The sequence below is a fragment of the Streptomyces sp. NPDC104307 genome, from assembly GCF_055584045.1.
Map to the genome: position 1 here is coordinate 38428 of NZ_JBVJMU010000013.1, position 17781 is coordinate 56208.

Consider the following 17781-nt stretch of genomic DNA (forward strand, 5'->3'; position numbering starts at 1 on the left):
CGTTCAACGACTGTCAGCGGCCGTTCATATGCATGACAGCTTCTGGGTAGCGGGTTCCCGCCACCGCTTCCGGAGGCAGCGCCTCGTCCAGCCGCTGGTGGTCCTCGGCGTCGAGCGCCACGTCCACGGCCGCGAGGTTCTCCTCCAGGGTGACCCTGCGCTTGGTCCCGGGAATAGGCACGATGTCTTCGCCCCGGTGGAGCAGCCACGCGAGGGCGATCTGGGCGGGCGTCGCCCCGTGCTTCGTGGCCACTTCGCGCACCACCGATGCCGCCGCCGAGTTGGCGGTGAAGTTGTCCCCCTGGAACCGGGGGTCGTAGCGGCGGTAGTCCGACTCCGGATATTCCTCCGCCGGCAGCGCCGTGCCGGTCAGGAACCCCCGCCCCAGAGGCGAGTAGGCCACGAGCCCGATTCCCCGCTCCCTGACCGCCGGCAGAATCTCCTGCTCGATGTGGCGCTCCCAGAGCGAGTACTCCGTCTGGAGCAGGGCCACGGGACAGACCTCGTGGGCGCGGGCGATCGTTCCCGCACCGGCCTCCGACAGGCCGAAGTGGAGCACCTTTCCCTCTTGGATGAGCCCGCCGACCGTGCCGGCTACCTCCTCGATCGGGACTTCCAGGTCCACGCGGTGCTGATAGAGGACGTCAATCCGGTCGGTTTCCAGCCGCCCGAGGCATTCGTCGACCACTTTGCGAATGTGCTCGGGCTTGCTGTTCAGCTCTCCGCGTCGTGTTCCCTCGTATTCCCAACCGAACTTCGTCGCGATGACCGCATCGTCCCGGCGGCCACGGAGCGCGCGGCCCAGAAGCTCTTCATTGACGAAAGGGCCGTACGACTCCGCGGTGTCGAAGAAGAAGCAGCCTCGTTCGAGTGCCCGATGGATCGTCGCGATCGACTCCTTGTCGTCCGGAGCTCCATAAGTCTGGCTCATTCCCATGCAGCCGAGCCCCAACGCGGAGACTTCAAGGCCGACGCTTCCCGGCCGACGCCGCGGAATCAGTGACGAGTTCAAATCCAGGGCCCTTCTCTCAGGTTCCCGTGGTTGTCTTCCCGGCCCTCGGATCCGTCTTCCTTCTACGCATCCTGGAATCCGGACATTCGATCCGGGCCGAACGTACGGATTCAACTCCCCATTTGTCAAAGGGAATTATCATGGGTGGCACGCATGAGCAGGAGAGCACGCATGAGCAGGGAGGCACTGTCCGAAACGATTGTCCGTCGGCCGTCTGACCGACCCACGCCACCAGCGCCTCGCGCACCTCGGCCGCCTGCCCCCCTCCCGCTGCCGTACGAGCGAGGCCTTGCCGACGCCGGCGCGGCCGTGCACAGGGAGCACGAAGCGGTGCCGGGCGTTCTGCGGCGGTACGTCGAAGTTCGCCCGCCGGCCCGTGCCGGTCGATCACCGCTTGTCGTGCCCCGCGCGCAGGCTCGCCAGCAGGCTCAGCGCGAGGGCGCCCGTCAGGGCCAGCAGTGGCACGGTCCACGCCCCGGTCGCGGTGTGCAGCACGGATGCGGCGACCGGTCCGGTGGCGGCGAGGAGGTAGCCCCCGGTCTGCGCCACCGCCGAGAGGGACGCCACGTGTTCGTGGTCCCGTCCGCGCTTCACGTAGAGGACACCGGCCACCGCCTGGCCGCCGCCCAGCCCGGCTCCGAGGACGATCGCCCAGAGCGCGGGGGCGGCTCCCGGCGCGGCCAGCAGACCGGCGTAGCCGAGCGCGCAGACCAGGACGACCGCGACGAGGTGCGGGCGCTGGTCCGTACGGGCGGCGGCCAGGACCGGCAGCAGGAAGCCTCCGAGGGCGACGCCGAGGATGAACAGGGACTGCATGCCGCCCGCGACCGTCCTGGCGACGCCCGCGTCCACCAGGATCGCGGGCAGCCAGGCCAGCGTGGTGTAGAAGAGCAACGTCTGGAACCCGAAGAACGCCGTCAGGCTCCACACGAGCCCGCGCCCACCGGCATCCACCGCGACCGGCACGACCACCGCGACCCGCGCACTCTTCCCGCCGCCCGCACCCGTATCCGCACCCGTACTCGTATCCGTCCCTGTCCCCGTCCCCGTACGGGGTTCCGCCGGCCGTCGGACGCGCGCGTGACCCAGCTGCGGCGCGATTCCGGCCGCCGCCAGGGCCGCAGGGATCACCGCGAGGCCGATGGCGAGCTGCCAGGAGTGCCCGCCCGCCTGCCACACCGGCACCGTCAACGCCGCGACGAGCGCAGACCCGGCGCCCATCGACAGCGCGTAGACGCCCATCATCACGCCGACCCTGCGGTGCTCGAACCGGCTGCGCACGAACACCGGAACCAGCACGTTCACGACGGCCGTCGCGATGCTGACGAGCACGGTGCCGGCGAACAGACCGGGCAGGCCCAGCATGCGCACGACCGCCCCGGCGAGCAGCAGCACGCTGGCCCCGAACAGTCCGCGCTCCTCGCCGAACCGGCGTCGTACCACCGAGGCGAGCGGGGCGAAGAGGCCCATGCAGAGCGGCGGTATCAGGCCGAGCAGCGTCACGGCCCCGGTGGAGAAACCCGCGACCGGCGCGAGCGGGCCGAGCTGGCCGAACGCCACCCGGGTGTTGAGGCTGAGCAGCACGAATCCGGTGACGAGCACCGCAGCCGAGAGCGTCGTGCGGGAGGGCGCACCTGCGGTACGCGGTGCGGGCGGATCGGCGGGGCGGACTGCCGGGGTGGGAGCGGACACGGGAACCTTCCGGTGGCGGGCGATCCCACCAGGGTTCACGCTCAAGTAAACTTGAGCGCAACCGGAGGTGTGCGAAATGTCCGAGGAGAGGCTGTACTCGATCACTGAGGTCGCGGAGGCGTTCGGCCTCACGGTCGCGACCCTGCGGTTCTACGAGGACAGAGGGCTGATCCGGCACAGTGAACGCCGGGGCAGGGTGCGCCAGTACAGCCGCGAGGACCTGGCCGGGCTCGCCTACGCGCAGCTCTGGCACGAGGACGGCATGCTCACGCTCACGGAGACGAGCGCGATCGTCGGCAGCGATCGGGTCGGTGACCGGCTGGAGCTGATCGCGGCCCAGCGGGACGCGATGCTGGAGAAGATCCAGAAGATGCGGGGCGCGGTCGCGGTGCTCGACCACATGCTCGGCTGCCGTACCGACAGGGCACTGGACTGCCCGATGACCGGCGACTACATCCGGGGCCGGGTCGACGCCACGCTCGACGGGACCCCGCACACCACGGACTTCTGGCCGCCGTCCGCGTGAGAGGCCGATGCCTCGGGCGAGAGGCCGATGCCGGCCGGTTGACCGGCTGGCCGGCTGCCCCGTCGTTCGACTAGTGCTCTGAAGGCGATCCGCGCCGCCCGACCCGACGGCGCACCCGTCTACGTGATCCTGGACAACCTGTCCGTCCACAACAGCAGTTCACCATCGTCAACTCCCACTACCCCAACCACACCGTGCAGTCACAGACCCTGCACGTCTACCTGCGCCGGCCCCGAACGGGGCCGGTTCAGGAGCAGGACGGCGCGGGAGGAGAATGACTCAGGAGGCGGACGGCTCGATCTTCCCCGCGAAGACGATGATCTGGTCGATGAGGCTCCGCCGCAGATGGACGACGTCCGTTCCCGCCAGGCGGGGGCCTCCATCCGGCGTCGTGAAGACCCACTGGTACCGGGCCCACTCGTCCGGCATGTCCACCGCCGAACAGCGCACCATCGTGCCGGTCCCCGCGGGGTGGCGCCGGATGTCCAGCACGAACCGCTCGACCGCCTCGATCCCCTCACTGCGGCCCAACGGTCCCCAGAAGACCACGTCCGAGGTCAGGGCCTGGGAGAGCAGCGCAGTCACATAGCTGTCGTCCGAGGCGTTGAACGCGGAGATGAACGTGTCGATCGCGGATTGCGCCGTCTCTTCCTGCATGCATCAGTAATACCAGTCGCCTTGCGGACCGCACTCGTCCCGTGAGCCGTCTCCCGACCACGGTGAACCATCCCGGTCACAGCACTAGCTGGTCATCCCGCGGGCCGAGGAGTACACGTCCAGTACGGCCAGGCACAGCGGGACCAGCGCGAGGAGGAGGACCACCTCGGCCAGGTCGGAGAGGCGGCCCCAGAAGGGCGAGAGCCCCTTCTTCGGGATGATCAGCGCGATGCCGACCATCAGCGCGGCACCGGCCGTGACGGCGGCGGCGAGCCACAGGGTGCGGATGTCGAGCGGTCCCCGGTCCTGTTCGGTCAGGAGCTTGATGACCGCGTCGGTCGGCGGGTTGAGCGACAGCCCGAGCACCAGCAGGCCCAGGGCGGCGAGGCCCGCGCCCAGTACGGCGACGACCTGTGCGGTGTAGCGGAAGAGCCGGGCCCGCAGCAGCATGGCCAGTCCGGCGACCAGCGCGAGGGTCTGGCCCCAGACGTTGCTGGAGAAGCCCAGGACGGCGGCGGACGCGACGACCACGACGCAGCAGCCTCCGACGAGACCCAGCAGCAGCTCGTGCCCGCGCCGGGCCTGCGTGGCGATGCGTTCGGCGTCCACGGGGTCGGGGTCCCCGACGGCACCCGGCTCGTTGTCGAGGTCGGCGTCCGTCGTGGGACGCGGGGCGGCGTAACCGATCGGCAGGTGGGCCACCCGCGCGGAGAGGCCGGGCAGGAAGGCTATGGCGCCGATCGCGACGACCGCGCAGACACTGGCGGTCTCGCTGGGGCTGGAATCGGTGAGGATCGCGCAGAACGTCGCGAGGGTGCCGACCGCGGAGGCGAAGACGATGGCGACGAAGGGTGCGTCCCCGGTCGGCATCGCGGCGACGAGCCCGGCGGAGACGAGGAGCACCGCGGCGCAGCCCAGCATGAACTGGAGACGTCCGATACCCGTGCCCGGGTCGAGCGCGAGCAGCCCGGACCCGGCGATCATCAGATGCGGCAGGGCGGCGAGGCCGAGCGCGACGGCGGAGGCCCGGTCCCCGTAACTCCGTGCCCTGATACCGGCGAGCGTGACCAGCAGCACGCCGACGGCGGCGGCGACGATGCCCGGCAGGCCGTGCATGTCGTGTGTGACCGGGTCCGCGAACCAGAGCACGAAGCCCATCAGTACGAGAAGGAGCGCGCCGCCGAAGAGGCCGGAGACGCCGAACAGCTGATCGCTCCAGAGCGCGCGGTCGCGGCGGACGGCGGACGCGACGGCGTCGGACACATCGTCGAAGACGGCCGGGGGGAGCGATTCCGCGAAGGGCCTCAGCCGCAGGACGTCACCGTCCAGGACCCGCTGGACGGACAGCGGGTGGGTGACGTCCAGGAGGGTGCCGTCGCGACGGGCCAGGTGGTAGCCGGGGGGCGCCCCCGGCGCTGTGACCTGGCCGGTCAGCCGCAGAACCTCCGGAAGGAGGTCGGCGACGGCGACGTCGTCCGGCAGAGCGACATCGATACGGCTGTCCGGCGCCACGACCGTTACACGGCAGAAACCGGTTGTCAGGGTCGAACTCACCTGATGCATCCCCCTCGTTCGCTGTACACCACGCTCCAGGCCCAGGGCCTGTCGTCACACTGCCGTCGTCGCCCGAAGGGCGGCCGCGCGGAGTCAGGCGCTTCCCCAAGCTCTCGGCTTCGCTTGAGCAGGGGAGGCCCCATTTCTCGGCGTGCCGGCCCCAGTCCCCTGTACTGGAACGTACCGGGTCTGGGGCCGGTGCGGCGAGAGTGCGTGCATGGCGTCGCGCGGCAGACGGCAGTGTGACGACAGGCTCTGGGGCGCCACCCTATCGGGGTCCCTCTCATGGTCTACACGTAGGATTGTCGGCGCGCGGAGGTAGGTCGCTGCCACGGGGGTGCCGGCCCGCAACTCTCCGGGCCGCACTGAGGGATTGATTCGCCGGTGACCCAGATTGTCGTCAAGCGCCAGCCGCGGGCCATGCCGCCTGAGACGTCCACGGCTGAGCTGCGGCTCGAATCGCCTCCTGAGCTGCCGCGCGGGCAGCAGGAGGGCATGGCGATGCAGCTGCTGCCGATGCTCGGCATGGGCTCCTCCGTGGTGTTCTTCTTCATGCCGGGCTCGCAGCCCTTCATGAAGATCATGGGCGTCATGATGCTGCTGTCGACCGTGGCCATGGCGATCGCGCAGGTGATGCGGGCCCGCAAGGGCAGCCAGGGCGAGGCCTCCGAGGGCCGCCGGGACTACCTGAAGTACCTAGCGCAGACCCGGCGCAAGGTGCGCCGCACCGCGCGGGCCCAGCGGGACGCGCAGTTCTACCTGCACCCGGACCCCGACCAGCTCTGGTCGCTGGTCGCCGAGGGCAGCCGGCTGTGGGAGCGGCGGATCGCTGACAAGGACTTCGGCCAGGTCCGCATCGGTCTGGGACCGCAGCAGCTGTGGACCCCTCTGGTGGCTCCGAGCACCGCGCCGCTCGATGAGCTGGAGCCGCTGTCGGCCGGTGCGATGCACCAGTTCCTGGCCGCGCACGGTTCGCTCGACCGGCTCCCCATGGCGGTGTCGCTGCGCGCCTTCTACCACGTCGTGGTCTCTGGCGAGCCCGGCTCTGTACGCGATTCCGCCCGCGCGATGGTGGCCGGGCTGGTCGCGCTGCACTCGCCCGACGACCTCCTGGTCGCGGTCGCGGCGTCCCGGGATGTGACGGACCAGTGGGACTGGACGAAGTGGCTTCCGCACACCCAGGTCCCGGGATCCTCCGACGGGGCCGGCACGAAGCGGCTGTTCGGCGACAACCTGATGGAGGTCGAGGCCCTGCTCGAAGACCGCCTGTCGGGCCGGTCGAGGTTCAACCGCGAGGGGGCCCCGCTGCTGGACCAGCCGCACGTCGTCGTCGTACTGGACGGCACCTTCGTACCGGCGGAGTCGCTGCTCGCCTCCCCGGAGGGGCTCCAGGGCGTGACCGTCGTGGAGATCGTCCCGGAGGAGCTGGACGAGCCCCGCGGCGGGCTGCACATAGCGGTACGGCCGGGCCGGCTGCGGCTGGAGTCGGCGGCGGCCACCTACCACGGCACGCCCGACCTGCTGCCGGTCGAGACCGCGGAGGCGCTCGGCCGCCAGCTCGCCCCGCTGCGGATGGGAATCGGCGCGGAGGACGACGAACCGCTGCTCGCCAACCTGGACTTCACGGATCTGCTGGGCATCGGTGACCCGGCCGCCGTCGACACCGCGACCGTCTGGCGGCCGCGTTCGACGGCCGACCGGCTGCGGGTACCGATCGGGATCGGTGAGGACGGCTCGCCCGTCATGCTCGACCTCAAGGAGGCCGCGCAGGAGGGCATGGGGCCGCACGGGCTGTGTGTCGGAGCGACCGGTTCCGGCAAGTCCGAACTGCTGCGGACCCTGGTGCTGGGTCTGGCCGTCACCCACTCCTCCGAGACGCTCAACTTCGTCCTGGCCGACTTCAAGGGCGGCGCGACGTTCGCCGGGATGTCCGAGCTCCCGCACGTCGCCGCGGTCATCACCAACCTGTCGGACGACCTCACCCTGGTCGACCGCATGCGGGACTCCATCACGGGTGAGCTGCAACGCCGCCAGGAGCTCCTGCGCTCCTCGGGCAACTACGCGAACCTCACCGACTACGAGAAGGCGCGCGCCGCGGGTGCCCCGCTGGAGCCGCTGGCGTCCCTGGTCCTGGTGATCGACGAGTTCAGCGAGCTCCTCACCGCGAAGCCCGACTTCATCGACATGTTCATCCAGATCGGCCGCATCGGCCGGTCCCTGGGCGTGCACCTGCTGCTGGCCTCGCAGCGCCTGGAGGAGGGCCGGCTGCGCGGCCTGGACACCTACCTGTCGTACCGGATCGGTCTGCGTACGTTCTCGGCCGCCGAGTCCCGTACCGCCCTGGGTGTGCCCGACGCGTACCACCTGCCGTCGGTCCCCGGTTCCGGGTTCCTGAAGTTCGGCACGGAGGGGATGACCCGCTTCAAGGCCGCCTATGTGTCGGGGACCTACCGGCCGGGTGTCGCCCCGACCACCGGTTCCGGGGAACTCCCCATCGACCGTCGCCCGGTGCTGTTCACCGCAACCCCGGTGGCGGTCCACTACCCGGAGCCAGAGCCGGACGTCTCCCTCGCCCCCGGACAGCGGACCGCCGACGCGCTGGCGGACACCGTTCTCGACGTCATCGCCCGCCGGCTGGAGGGCCAGGGGCCCCTCGCCCACCAGGTGTGGCTGCCGCCGCTCACCGACGCGCCGTCCCTCGACCAGATGCTGCCGCCGCTGGCGGCGACGCCCGAACGCGGACTCCACGCCCCGCAGTACGGGAAGAACGGCTCCCTGGTCGTTCCCTTCGGCCTGGTCGACAAGCCCTTCGAGCAGCGGCGCGACCCCCTGGTGCGGGACTTCTCCGGTGCGGCCGGTCACATGCTGATCGTCGGCGGGCCCCGCTCCGGCAAGTCCACCCTGCTCCGCGCCCTCATCGGCTCCTTCGCCCTCACGCACACCCCGCACGAGGTGCAGTTCTACGGAATGGACTTCGGCGGCGGCGGCATGATCGCGGTCGAGGGCCTGCCCCACGTCGGCGGGGTGGCCTCCCGGCTCGACCCGGAGAAGATCCGCCGTACGGTCGCCGAGGTCTCCGGGATCCTCAACCGGCGCGAGGAGTTCTTCCGGGACAACAACATCGACTCGATCACCACGTACCGCCAGCTCCGCGCGGCCGGCCGGCTGCCGGGCGAGCCGTGGGGCGACGTCTTCCTGGTCATCGACGGCTGGCAGTCCTTCAAGACGGACTACGAGTTCCTGGAGCCGGTCGTCGCGGACATCGCCGCCCGGGGCCTGGGCCTCGGCATCCACCTGGTCGCCACCGTCGCCCGGTACATGGAGATGCGGGCCGCGCTCAAGGACCAGCTGCTCAACCGGCTGGAGCTGCGCCTCGGTGACCCGACCGACTCCGAACTGGACCGCAAGGTCGCGGTGAACGTCCCCGTGGGCGCACCCGGCCGGGGCTTGACCGCGGAGAAGCTGCACTTCATGGGGGCGCTGCCGCGCATCGACGACTCCGCGGGCGCCGGCGAGGACCTGTCCGAGGGGACCGCCGCCTTCGTCCGTGCCTCGGTCGACAACTGGCCGGGCCCGCACGCCCCGCAGGTCCGCATGCTGCCCCGGAAGCTGTCCGCGCGCGAACTGCCGAGCGGCCCGGAGCGGTCCAGCGGTGGCATCGCGATCGGCATCGACGAGATGAACCTCGCCCCGGTCATCGTCGACTTCGACACCGACCCGCTGTTCGCGGTCTTCGGTGAGTCGGAGTCCGGGAAGACCGCCCTGCTGCGGCTGCTCATCAAGCAGATCACCGAGCGGTACACCCCGGAGGAGGCGCTGATCTGCGTCGGTGACTACCGGCGCAGCCTGCTGGAGTGCGTGCCGGAGCCGTACCTGGTCGGCTACGCGACGACGCACAACGCGTTCGAGACGTACCTCAACGACATGAACACCCTCATCACCAGCCGCATCCCCGGCACGGACGTGACCCCGCAGCAGCTGCGCAACCGCAGCTGGTGGCGGGGGCCGAGGGCGTTCATCATCGTCGACGACTACGACCTGGTCGCCACGTCCTCCAACAACCCGATGGCGATGCTGGTTGACAACCTGCCGTACGCCCGCGACGCCGGGGTGAACTTCATCATCGCCCGCAACAGCGCGGGAGCCGGCCGCTCCTCGTACGAGCAGTTCATCCAGCGCTTCAAGGAGCTGGGCGCCCAGGGCGTCGTCCTGTCCGGCCACCCCGGCGAGGGCGAACTCCTCGGCGACGTGAAGGCCCGCCCGCTACCCCCGGGCCGCGGCCTGTTCGTCTCCCGCCGCAGCGCGCCCTCCCTGATCCAGACGGGCTGGCTGCCTACGGAACTGGACTGAGCGGATCACTGTCGGATACGGAGGAGGGGGCCGGCCCCCTCCTCCGTATCCGCACCTACAATGGACTACCTGGTCCATTACGTTCGTGGAGGTGGCTCGTGCCCGGGAAGCTGACGGCGAAGGGGAAGGCGACGCGGAGCCGGATCGTCGAGGGGGCCGCGGCGGTGCTGCGCGAGCGAGGCGTCGCCTGGGCGACCCTGGACGACGTCATGGCGCGGACCGGCACCAGCAAGAGCCAGCTGTTCCACTACTTCCCGGCGGGCAAGGACGAACTGCTCGTCGCCGTCGCCCAGTTCGAGGCGGACCAGGTCCTGGAGGACCAGCAGCCCTATCTGGGCCGCCTCGACTCGTGGGAGTCCTGGGAGCAGTGGCGGGACGCGGTGATCAAGCGCTACGAGGCGCAGGGCGACCAGTGTCCGCTCGGCTCGCTGTTCCACCAGATCGGGCGCTCGACCCCCGGGGCGCGGGCGATCGTCATCGAGCTGCTGCGCCGCTGGCAGGAGAGCCTCGCGGCGGGCGTCCGGGCGCTGCAGGCAGCCGGCGCACTGCCAGCCGACGTCGATGCCGAGGCGAGGGCCGCGGCGCTGCTGGCCGGGATCCAGGGAGGCGTGTCGATCCTGCTGTCGACGGGCCGGTCCACGCACCTGCGCGCCGCGCTCGACCAGGGGATCGCGGACCTGCGCCGCGCGGGCGGGCCTGCGGTGTGACCGGGGCGGGCGGCGCCCTGGGCCGGTGCGGTGCGTGCTGTACGTGCCGTTCGCGTCAGGCGCTCAGTCGGCGGCGATGACGGCGACAGTGGTGCGGCCGCCGTCGACGTCGAGCACGATGCCGTGCACGAACGAGGACTCGTCGCTGGCGAGGTATACGGCGGCGTTCGCGATGTCGCCGGGGGCGCCCATCCCCCCGGCCGGGGTGCCCTTCATCATGATCTCGCCGGGGTGGACCTCACCAGGTGCGGGCGTCTGGACGACGCCCGGGGAGATCGCGTTGACCCTGACCCCCTGCGGCCCGAACTCGGCGGCCCAGGCCCGGGTCAACGTCTCCACCGCCCCCTTGGTGGAGCTGTAAAGGGCCCCGGGAATGCCCAGCCGCGCGATCCAGGAACCCAGGTTGACGATGACCCCGCCACCGGCCTCCACCATGGCGGGCGCGACGGCGGCGGTCAGGAAGAACGGGGCCTTCACGTTGACCCCGTAGACCTGGTCGAAGGTCTCCTCGTCGACGGTCACCGTGGTGTTGCGGGGGTAGATGCCCGCATTGTTGACGAGGACGTCGATACGTCCACCGAGGGCCCGCGCGGCGTCCTTCGCGAGCGCCCGCGAGGCCGCGGCGCTGCCGTCCAGATCGGCCCGCACGAACTCCGCACGGCCACCACGTACACGGATCCCGTCGACGACCTCCGCGCCGCGCTCGGCGCTGCGGCCCGAGACGGCGACGTACGCCCCCTCGGCGGCGAAGGCCTCCGCGATCGCGCGCCCGAGGTTGCTGGTCGCTCCGGTGACAAGGGCTGTCTTGCCCGCAAGCCGCACAGACATGGTTCTCTCCATTGTTTGGTTCGCCGCTGCGACACCGCACGGCCGGACCGCCGGCAGCGTTCGACCGGACGGGGCGCCCCCTGGCTGTCGGGGCGCTCTGCCACTGTGCGACGACAAAAATGGACCTGCAAGTCCAAAAGTGCGGTGACCCGGGCTGCGCTCATCTCGGCTACGCCGAGGCGCCCGCACCACTCGCGCGGCCCTTGCCCGGGTTCCAGGGCTCGGTGAACCTTCCCGGGGCGAACCGCTCGACTGCGTCAACGATCAAGTCGGGGTGCATCGGCCTCCGGCGGCTCCAAAGGGCGTGTCCGAGCGAGTGGATCAGAATCACCCGCTCCCCGACAACACCGTTCGGCGCCGCCGGGTACCCACCCGGCTTCAGCACCAGCAGCAAGTAGCTCCGCCTGCTGTTGAACCGGACCTTGTCGATATCAGCCCACGGGACGGTCTGAGTGCGGTCACTCCACACTTTGCTGACCCCTGCCCCATCGATGCGCAGCGCCGAGCGCCGGCTTACCAGCACGGCCAGCCACACCACGGCCACCACTGCCGCGAACCCAGGTATGGCCGCATACCCGAAGACCCCCACCAAGCCCACCGTTTCCATGGCGTCATCCGCCATCAGCAAGGCGATCACAACTGTCGTCAGCACTTCCAGGAGAATCAGACAGAGCATCCCGGCGAGGACCAGGCCAACGTAGAACCAACCCCGCCGTGCCCGCTCGGCGGGGATCCATAGCCCTTCGGTGGCATCCCTGAACGGTGTGGACATGACGCTCTCCTTCTTGAGTCTCGATTACCTGGCGCGCGGCGCACAACTCGCCGACGGCGAGGCGCTATCGAACGTCACCTAGCGTTGCTGCACGAGAACAGGGCCACCCTACGAGGCGGACCTGCCGCCAGCGGGCTCACGACTCCGTGACCAAGGTCGTGGTTACGTCGATCGGTTCCCTGGATGCTGGCGCCTGATCTCGCGCACAGCGCCAGCGGCCCGCCCTCATCACGCATACGCCGACGCCCTTGCCAGCGACGGCCTGCCTCAGCTCGTCAACCGATCCGAGCAATCCGCATGGCTGGTGCCTAAATGCAGGAAGGCGCAGTGCAAGTCGTCGGCAGCCGACGCCAAGCGAGAGGATCGGTCACAGCAACTCGACCAGCTTTACGGATTCAGCGATCGGGCAGAGAGGAAACTGACGCCTGAGCTGCCGGGCAGCCTTCAGTACCCCCTTTTCGTCACGGAATCGGCGAAGCGCCGCCTCGTCCGCCACCATCATCCGCAACTCGTCGATGGATGCGAACCTCGCCGCATACCAGTCTCGCCGCCGCCGCCAGTCCGCGTATGCCTCACCGCAGCCCGGGAGAACAACACCCAGAACGAACAGGAGAAACACCAACGGCTCGTTATCGGGCTTAAGGATGAACATCACGTAGAAACAGGCCAGAGCGACGCACCACAACGCTACTCGAATCCAGTACACACGAAACCCCGCCTGTCGCCGTCGAGAACTGTGAATACCGCGTGCGCTGCCCCGCCTCCCCGCTCGATGCATCTCTGCATTCGTGGGGAGAAAGACCTTCAGCACTCATCACTACTTCAGGAATAGAAGTCAACGACCTAGCAGGAACGTCAGACGGTTCCGACCGGCCAATGGCCACCGTTCGGGAAGGCACTCTTGTCGGATCCCTCGCCCGCGAGCTGAGCCATCGTCGTGCCCTCGGCACCGAGCACGGTCAGCACGGCGAGCACAGCGCCCCCAATGACGACGGGACCGAGAGTCGCTTCCGCCGCGGCAGCAGCTCCGGCAGCGGGAGCAGCAACCACGGAAGCAGCCGCAACAGCCGAGGCGGCCATGACAGGGATCAGCTGAGCGACAAAGACCGCCACTGCGACGTAGAACGCGAATCCCGCCGCTCCGCAGGCTGTGAGGCAACCCGCCACCGTGCTCGAACTGGACGCGATCTGAGCGGACGCGGCAGACTGAGGGAAAATCGCGTTTGTGTATGCGGTTGCCCCTTCCCCCTCCCAGTACCTGAGAGACGTGAGGTTGAATTTCTGCGTAGAAGACGCAGCACCAGACGCCTTCCCTCGAATCTCCTCACCCTGCCATTGCAGGGCGTTGTAGAACATGATGACGGGGGCAGCGGCACCTTGCAGAATATCCACAAGCTTACCAAGAACCCAGTTACCCGCTTCAATAACTTTATTAATTATCCAGATACACCCCCGCGCGATAGCCTCCGGAACATACCAGTGATCCACTGCCGCCTCTATCCTCGGCCCCATTTCATTCATATGTGTCGTGAGAGTCGTAAGCCCAGCGTTCAGCTTATCGATAATCGCCTGAAATTGCTCGGGATTGAATGCCATGAGAAGCTCCGCTCTTTTTGAATCGATACCTAGTAGGCGCCTTCAACAGACTTCTCCGTACCTACTTCCTGATCATCGTAGGCCTTCGCATTCTTGACCAACTCGTCGGCTATCTTTGACATCTCGACCTTCCCTTCGGCACACAGGCCAGAGAGATGCCCGATGACAGTTGTGTACTGCACGAAAATCGGGGCGAAGATCCCGAGTTCGGTTCCATTTTGCTGCATCCCCTTAATGGAAGCAGCCACTTCACCTATGGATTTGGACTGCTCGTCCCACGTGCCCACATCGGTACGTATCGCATCAGTGATGACTTTGAGGTCTTTTCCCAAAGCTCTCAACCCTTTCAGGATTTCTCTACATAAAGTTTCGCGGGTTTTTCATGATGGCCATAGCTTCATCCAGCAGGCCTCCCAGGTTCAGGTCTGCGATGGCGTCCTGGCCACCGCTTTCTGCACTACTGGACCTGGCGCGCGCATCGGCCAATGCGTCATCAAGCGCTTGATTCAGTCGCACAACTGACTGCTGGACAGCCCATTCAGGCTCCACCTCGCACGAGACGAGGCCCTGCGAGCCGAGAGTGATCACGACCCGGCGCGCGGCAGAGTCCCCCATCACCTCGGGTTGCGGGGACGACTCCGGGTCTTGCCGCTCGACCACGTCGAAGGCTGTCAGCACATCCTCGGCCACTTCGTCGAGGGGCCGCGGAACGACGTACCGCACATCCCGCTCGAAGGACTCCGGAGACACCGGGGGCGTCCCTGCCGACGCAGATTGGTCGAGACTACCGTCGAGCTGATGAGCCCGAGCTTCCCAGTCCGCCTGCTCAAGGCCGCCCGACCAGCGCTCCATCCACTCGCTCAGGGCGGACCCGTACGCCTCGACAACAGCCGCACCGAGATTTTCCGGGGGCTGCCTGCGCTGCCAGTCGGATGCGACCTTGATCGATTCCGGAATCCCACCGGCTATCATCCGGACTCTGACGGCCCCCTGAGCGTCCTCGCCGTCGGCGTACTCAGGCATCTGATCGCGTACCTCAGACATCAGCTGCTGCATCTTGTTCGCATATTCTTGGAACTGCTTCAGTTCCTGAAATATGTCGCCGCTCACGTATATCCCCTCTCGTAATTCCAGATGTTCACGTCAGCGCCTGGCACCAGCGGTTCTCCGGCGTAGCAGGAGCACCGCGCCGACAACGACCACCACACCGATTCCGACGATGATCCAGACCATCGCGCCTACGCCCTTGCCGTCTTCCGACTTCTCGGAGGCCGCGGACGACGCCGGCTGCTTCGAAGCGTTCGAGGAGCCGGAATCGCCGGTCTTCGACGCAGACGCCGAGGGCGACGGGGACTTCTTCGGGGTCCGGGCGGCCACCAGCGGGTTCACGTCGGCGGGGCCCGGGTCGCCGGGGTCCCCGAGGACGGCCAGCCGGGGGCGGACCGTGCCGTAGCCGATGTAGCGGCTGGGGACCTTGCCCTTGGTCGGCTTGCCCGCAGTGTTCATCAGGACGCGGAGGACCTGGTTGCCGGTCCAGGACGGGTGCTTGGACCAGATCAGGGCTGCGGAGGCGGAGGCGATGGCTGTTGCCTGGCTGGTGCCCCAGCTGCTGCAGTATCCGGGCGTGCCTCCGCCACAAAGGATCGGGATGTCCGTACCAGGGGCGGCAAGCGCTACCTGGGGTCCTGACACCGAAAACTTCGTGACCGAGGACGTCTTGTCGATGGCTCCAACGCCCGCGACGCCGATGCTCGCCGCCGGGTACGCGAAGGTATTCTCCTTATCACCCCTGTTGCCAGTTCCGGCAAAAAGAAGCTTTCCACGCTGAATCGCGTAATCTACTGCCTGTTGGATCTGGTTCAACTCGCCATCTTCGGGCGTGAAGTACTCGTAGGCCAACGACATGTTGATGATCTTGGCTTCGCTGTCGGCGGCATATCGAATGGCCTCGACCAAAGCAGGGATGCTATTGGTGCCTGATTCCTTGGAGGAACCGAAAACAGTCAGGGGGAGAATGTGCGCATCTGGCGAAAGCCCCTTCACTCCCTGACCATTCGCCCCGTTCCCAGCGATAAGCATCGCCATGGCGGTTCCATGCCCATCCTTGTCCTTGTGCGCACCCCGCTCCGGCTCGACGAAATTCTTTCCGGTGAGCACTTTTCCCGTCAGCTCGGGAACCGAGGGGATCACACCGGTATCGAGAACAGCGACAGTGATCCCCTTACCGGTGCTGACCTTCCACATCTCGGCGGCCTGCATCCGGTCCAGGTACCACTCGCGGTCGCGCATGGTGTCCGCCGACGCGGCCGGGGCGATGGCGCCACCGAGGAGGAGCAGGGAACCCAGCGCGGACACCACCGCCGACGCTCGCCTGCGGTGACGCCTGACCGTTGACCTCATGCCACCCACTCGTTCTCTGTCCGCCGTCCGGCTTCGCTGCTCCGGAACCGGCTCTAGCCGATCACGGGGGGAACAATGCCGTCGTCCCCCGTGCCCCAGGTCTCTTCGTCCTCGGCAAGATAGTCCGGGATCTCGCCGTCACGCCGCTGAGGACGTCGCCGTTTGGCCTGGGACCCGCCCATCGCACCACCCATCGAGCCCATCGCTCCGCCTGATCGCGGCGATTCGCGGACGAGCCCGGTGCCGCCCGGGGTGAATTCTCCGCCGGCCCCCGACTGCGTGCCGCGTGGTGCCCTCACGATGCCGCCCGGCTCGTTGACCAGGCGCTGCGCGTTGCCACCGGGACGTGTGGCCCCGGCCCGGCCCCCGGCGATTCCGGGCGCGCCACCGGCGTGGCCCTGCATCATTCCGCGGCCGGTCGAGGTCGACGGCTTCTCCCCACCGATGATCGTCCCGCGTGAGGTGCCTCGGGCCGGGCCGACCCCGCCCCGGCCACCTTGAGCGGGCGTACCGCCGTGGATACCGGTGTCGGTCCGGGTGTTCATGGGGGGTCGGACACCTTCGACGCCGCCCCTGCCGGGCGTGCCCATGGGGGGCCGGGCACCTTCGACGCCACCCCTGCCGGGGGTGCCCGTCGGAGACACGGTGCTCCTGTCGGGGTTGGCCGTCGGAGGCCGGACGCGTCCGACATCACTCCTGCCACCCGGCCCCGTGGGCAAAGTACGCCCCGGGCCGCCTCCGGGACCGAACGGTCCCGTGCGCGGGGGGATCACTGGAGGAAGCGGCGACTGGTGCCCGCCGCCCCCCGGGCCCTGCGGCACGGGACCGCCCGTGGGCGGGACCGTGGTGGGGTTCGGGGTCTGCGGCATCGTCACCGTGTCGATGTTCGTGCCCGTGTTGTCCGGGGCCCCCGGCACCGCGCTGACATGCTGCGGCGTGTGGACGACAGGGGTGCCGTCCGGGGAGGACGGGCTGACGCCATCGGGACTCACGGTGGAGTAATGGTGGTCGGCCCTCGACGCGTTGCCGGTCTGCGGACTGGTCACGGAATCCGTGCTACCGGAATAGCTTCCCGGAGAGCCGTACCTCGTTTTCCCACCGTCGACCGGGCTGTTCGGCAACGCCGCCTTCGGCAGCGGCTTGAAGTTCGGCTCCTCCTGGGAGGAGATCGACTGCTCGGCCATCATGTAATACGAGGCGAGCTTGTTCATCTGCGGAATGGCTTCGTTCCGCGCCGTCTCGACGGCCTTGAGCCGGGCCTTTTCCTTCGCCTCGTCCGCGTAGCACATGGCCACGGCGTCAGGGTGCCCCGCAACCACCTTGGCCACCTCGCTGAGGGCCTGGCCGGCCGTCTGCAGCGAGGTGCCCGCGGTGCCGGCGTAGTCGGCCAGCTTCAGGGTCTCCTTGGCGAATCCGTCGCCCCACTCGCGGAAGGCATCACCGCCCGCGCCCTTCCACGTGGTACGGCCGACGTGCTCCTTGAGCTCGGTGCCGATCTTCTCGATCTCGGTCTGCGCGTCGACGAGAGCCGTGCCGCGAGCCATGATCGCCGTGGCGTCGACGCCACGGACCATGTTGAGCATCTCCTGGTACGACGCGTTCTCGAAGTTGGTGGTGTTGTAGCAGGCGTTGAGTGGTGGCAGCTTCTCGCCCATGGTTATCCCTGTCCCCCGTTCACTTCTACGTG

Annotated in this window: 15 protein-coding genes and 1 pseudogene; 4 read left to right on the plus strand and 12 right to left on the minus strand. The window is 68.5% G+C overall.

Going from position 1 to position 17781, the window contains the following annotated elements:
- Positions 1-13: 13 nt before the first annotated feature.
- Positions 14-1012 (minus strand): aldo/keto reductase, encoded by a 999-nt coding sequence (locus ACZ601_RS27460; RefSeq protein WP_469542777.1) that lies wholly within the window; start codon positions 1010-1012, stop codon positions 14-16.
- A gap of 387 nt (positions 1013-1399) precedes the next feature.
- Positions 1400-2704 carry an MFS transporter gene (locus ACZ601_RS27465; protein ID WP_469542780.1) on the minus strand — a complete coding sequence of 435 codons (1305 nt, stop codon included), beginning with the start codon at positions 2702-2704 and terminating at the stop codon, positions 1400-1402.
- Between the two features lie 76 nt (positions 2705-2780).
- Between ACZ601_RS27465 and ACZ601_RS27470 the strand changes: the two genes are divergently transcribed.
- Entirely contained in the window at positions 2781-3230 is a 450-nt protein-coding gene (locus tag ACZ601_RS27470; protein ID WP_469542783.1) for a MerR family transcriptional regulator, read from the plus strand.
- A 72-nt stretch (positions 3231-3302) separates the two neighbouring features.
- Positions 3303-3457, plus strand: a pseudogene (locus tag ACZ601_RS27475) (IS630 family transposase); the annotation flags it as partial.
- 52 nt (positions 3458-3509) lie between these two features.
- Here the strand turns inward: ACZ601_RS27475 and ACZ601_RS27480 are convergent.
- Together ACZ601_RS27480 and eccD are read right to left on the minus strand one after the other, a co-directional pair.
- Entirely contained in the window at positions 3510-3887 is a 378-nt protein-coding gene (locus ACZ601_RS27480) for a nuclear transport factor 2 family protein (RefSeq protein WP_440576500.1), read from the minus strand.
- Positions 3888-3971: 84 nt separating this feature from the next.
- Positions 3972-5441: a type VII secretion integral membrane protein EccD gene (eccD, locus tag ACZ601_RS27485; RefSeq protein WP_469542785.1), complete on the minus strand. Its 1470-nt coding sequence runs from the start codon at positions 5439-5441 to the stop codon at positions 3972-3974.
- A gap of 384 nt (positions 5442-5825) precedes the next feature.
- On the opposite strand from eccD, the gene eccCa reads away from it, so the two are divergent.
- Positions 5826-9791, plus strand: a complete 3966-nt coding sequence (eccCa, locus tag ACZ601_RS27490) for a type VII secretion protein EccCa (RefSeq protein ID WP_469542788.1) — start codon at positions 5826-5828, stop codon at positions 9789-9791.
- A 98-nt stretch (positions 9792-9889) separates the two neighbouring features.
- On the plus strand, positions 9890-10498 hold the full coding sequence (locus ACZ601_RS27495) for a TetR/AcrR family transcriptional regulator (RefSeq protein ID WP_469542790.1): 609 nt from the start codon (positions 9890-9892) through the stop codon (positions 10496-10498).
- 63 nt (positions 10499-10561) lie between these two features.
- Here the strand turns inward: ACZ601_RS27495 and ACZ601_RS27500 are convergent, their stop codons facing one another.
- The 8 genes from ACZ601_RS27500 to ACZ601_RS27535 form a co-directional block, all read right to left on the minus strand.
- Positions 10562-11326, minus strand: a complete 765-nt coding sequence (locus ACZ601_RS27500; RefSeq protein WP_469542793.1) for an SDR family NAD(P)-dependent oxidoreductase — start codon at positions 11324-11326, stop codon at positions 10562-10564.
- Positions 11327-11495: 169 nt separating this feature from the next.
- A complete protein-coding gene (locus ACZ601_RS27505; protein WP_469542795.1) occupies positions 11496-12098 on the minus strand; it encodes a PH domain-containing protein in 603 nt (200 codons plus the stop codon).
- A gap of 367 nt (positions 12099-12465) precedes the next feature.
- Positions 12466-12804 (minus strand): hypothetical protein, encoded by a 339-nt coding sequence (locus tag ACZ601_RS27510; RefSeq protein WP_440574942.1) that lies wholly within the window; start codon positions 12802-12804, stop codon positions 12466-12468.
- A 149-nt stretch (positions 12805-12953) separates the two neighbouring features.
- A complete protein-coding gene (locus ACZ601_RS27515) occupies positions 12954-13694 on the minus strand; it encodes a hypothetical protein (protein ID WP_440574943.1) in 741 nt (246 codons plus the stop codon).
- Between the two features lie 29 nt (positions 13695-13723).
- Positions 13724-14026 (minus strand): BAR domain-containing protein, encoded by a 303-nt coding sequence (locus ACZ601_RS27520; RefSeq protein ID WP_440574944.1) that lies wholly within the window; start codon positions 14024-14026, stop codon positions 13724-13726.
- Positions 14027-14051: 25 nt separating this feature from the next.
- On the minus strand, positions 14052-14804 hold the full coding sequence (locus ACZ601_RS27525; protein WP_469542799.1) for a hypothetical protein: 753 nt from the start codon (positions 14802-14804) through the stop codon (positions 14052-14054).
- A gap of 33 nt (positions 14805-14837) precedes the next feature.
- Positions 14838-16052 (minus strand): type VII secretion-associated serine protease mycosin, encoded by a 1215-nt coding sequence (gene mycP / locus ACZ601_RS27530; protein WP_469542802.1) that lies wholly within the window; start codon positions 16050-16052, stop codon positions 14838-14840.
- Positions 16053-16147: 95 nt separating this feature from the next.
- Entirely contained in the window at positions 16148-17749 is a 1602-nt protein-coding gene (locus ACZ601_RS27535; RefSeq protein WP_469542805.1) for a WXG100 family type VII secretion target, read from the minus strand.
- Between the last annotated feature and the right edge of the window lie 32 nt (positions 17750-17781).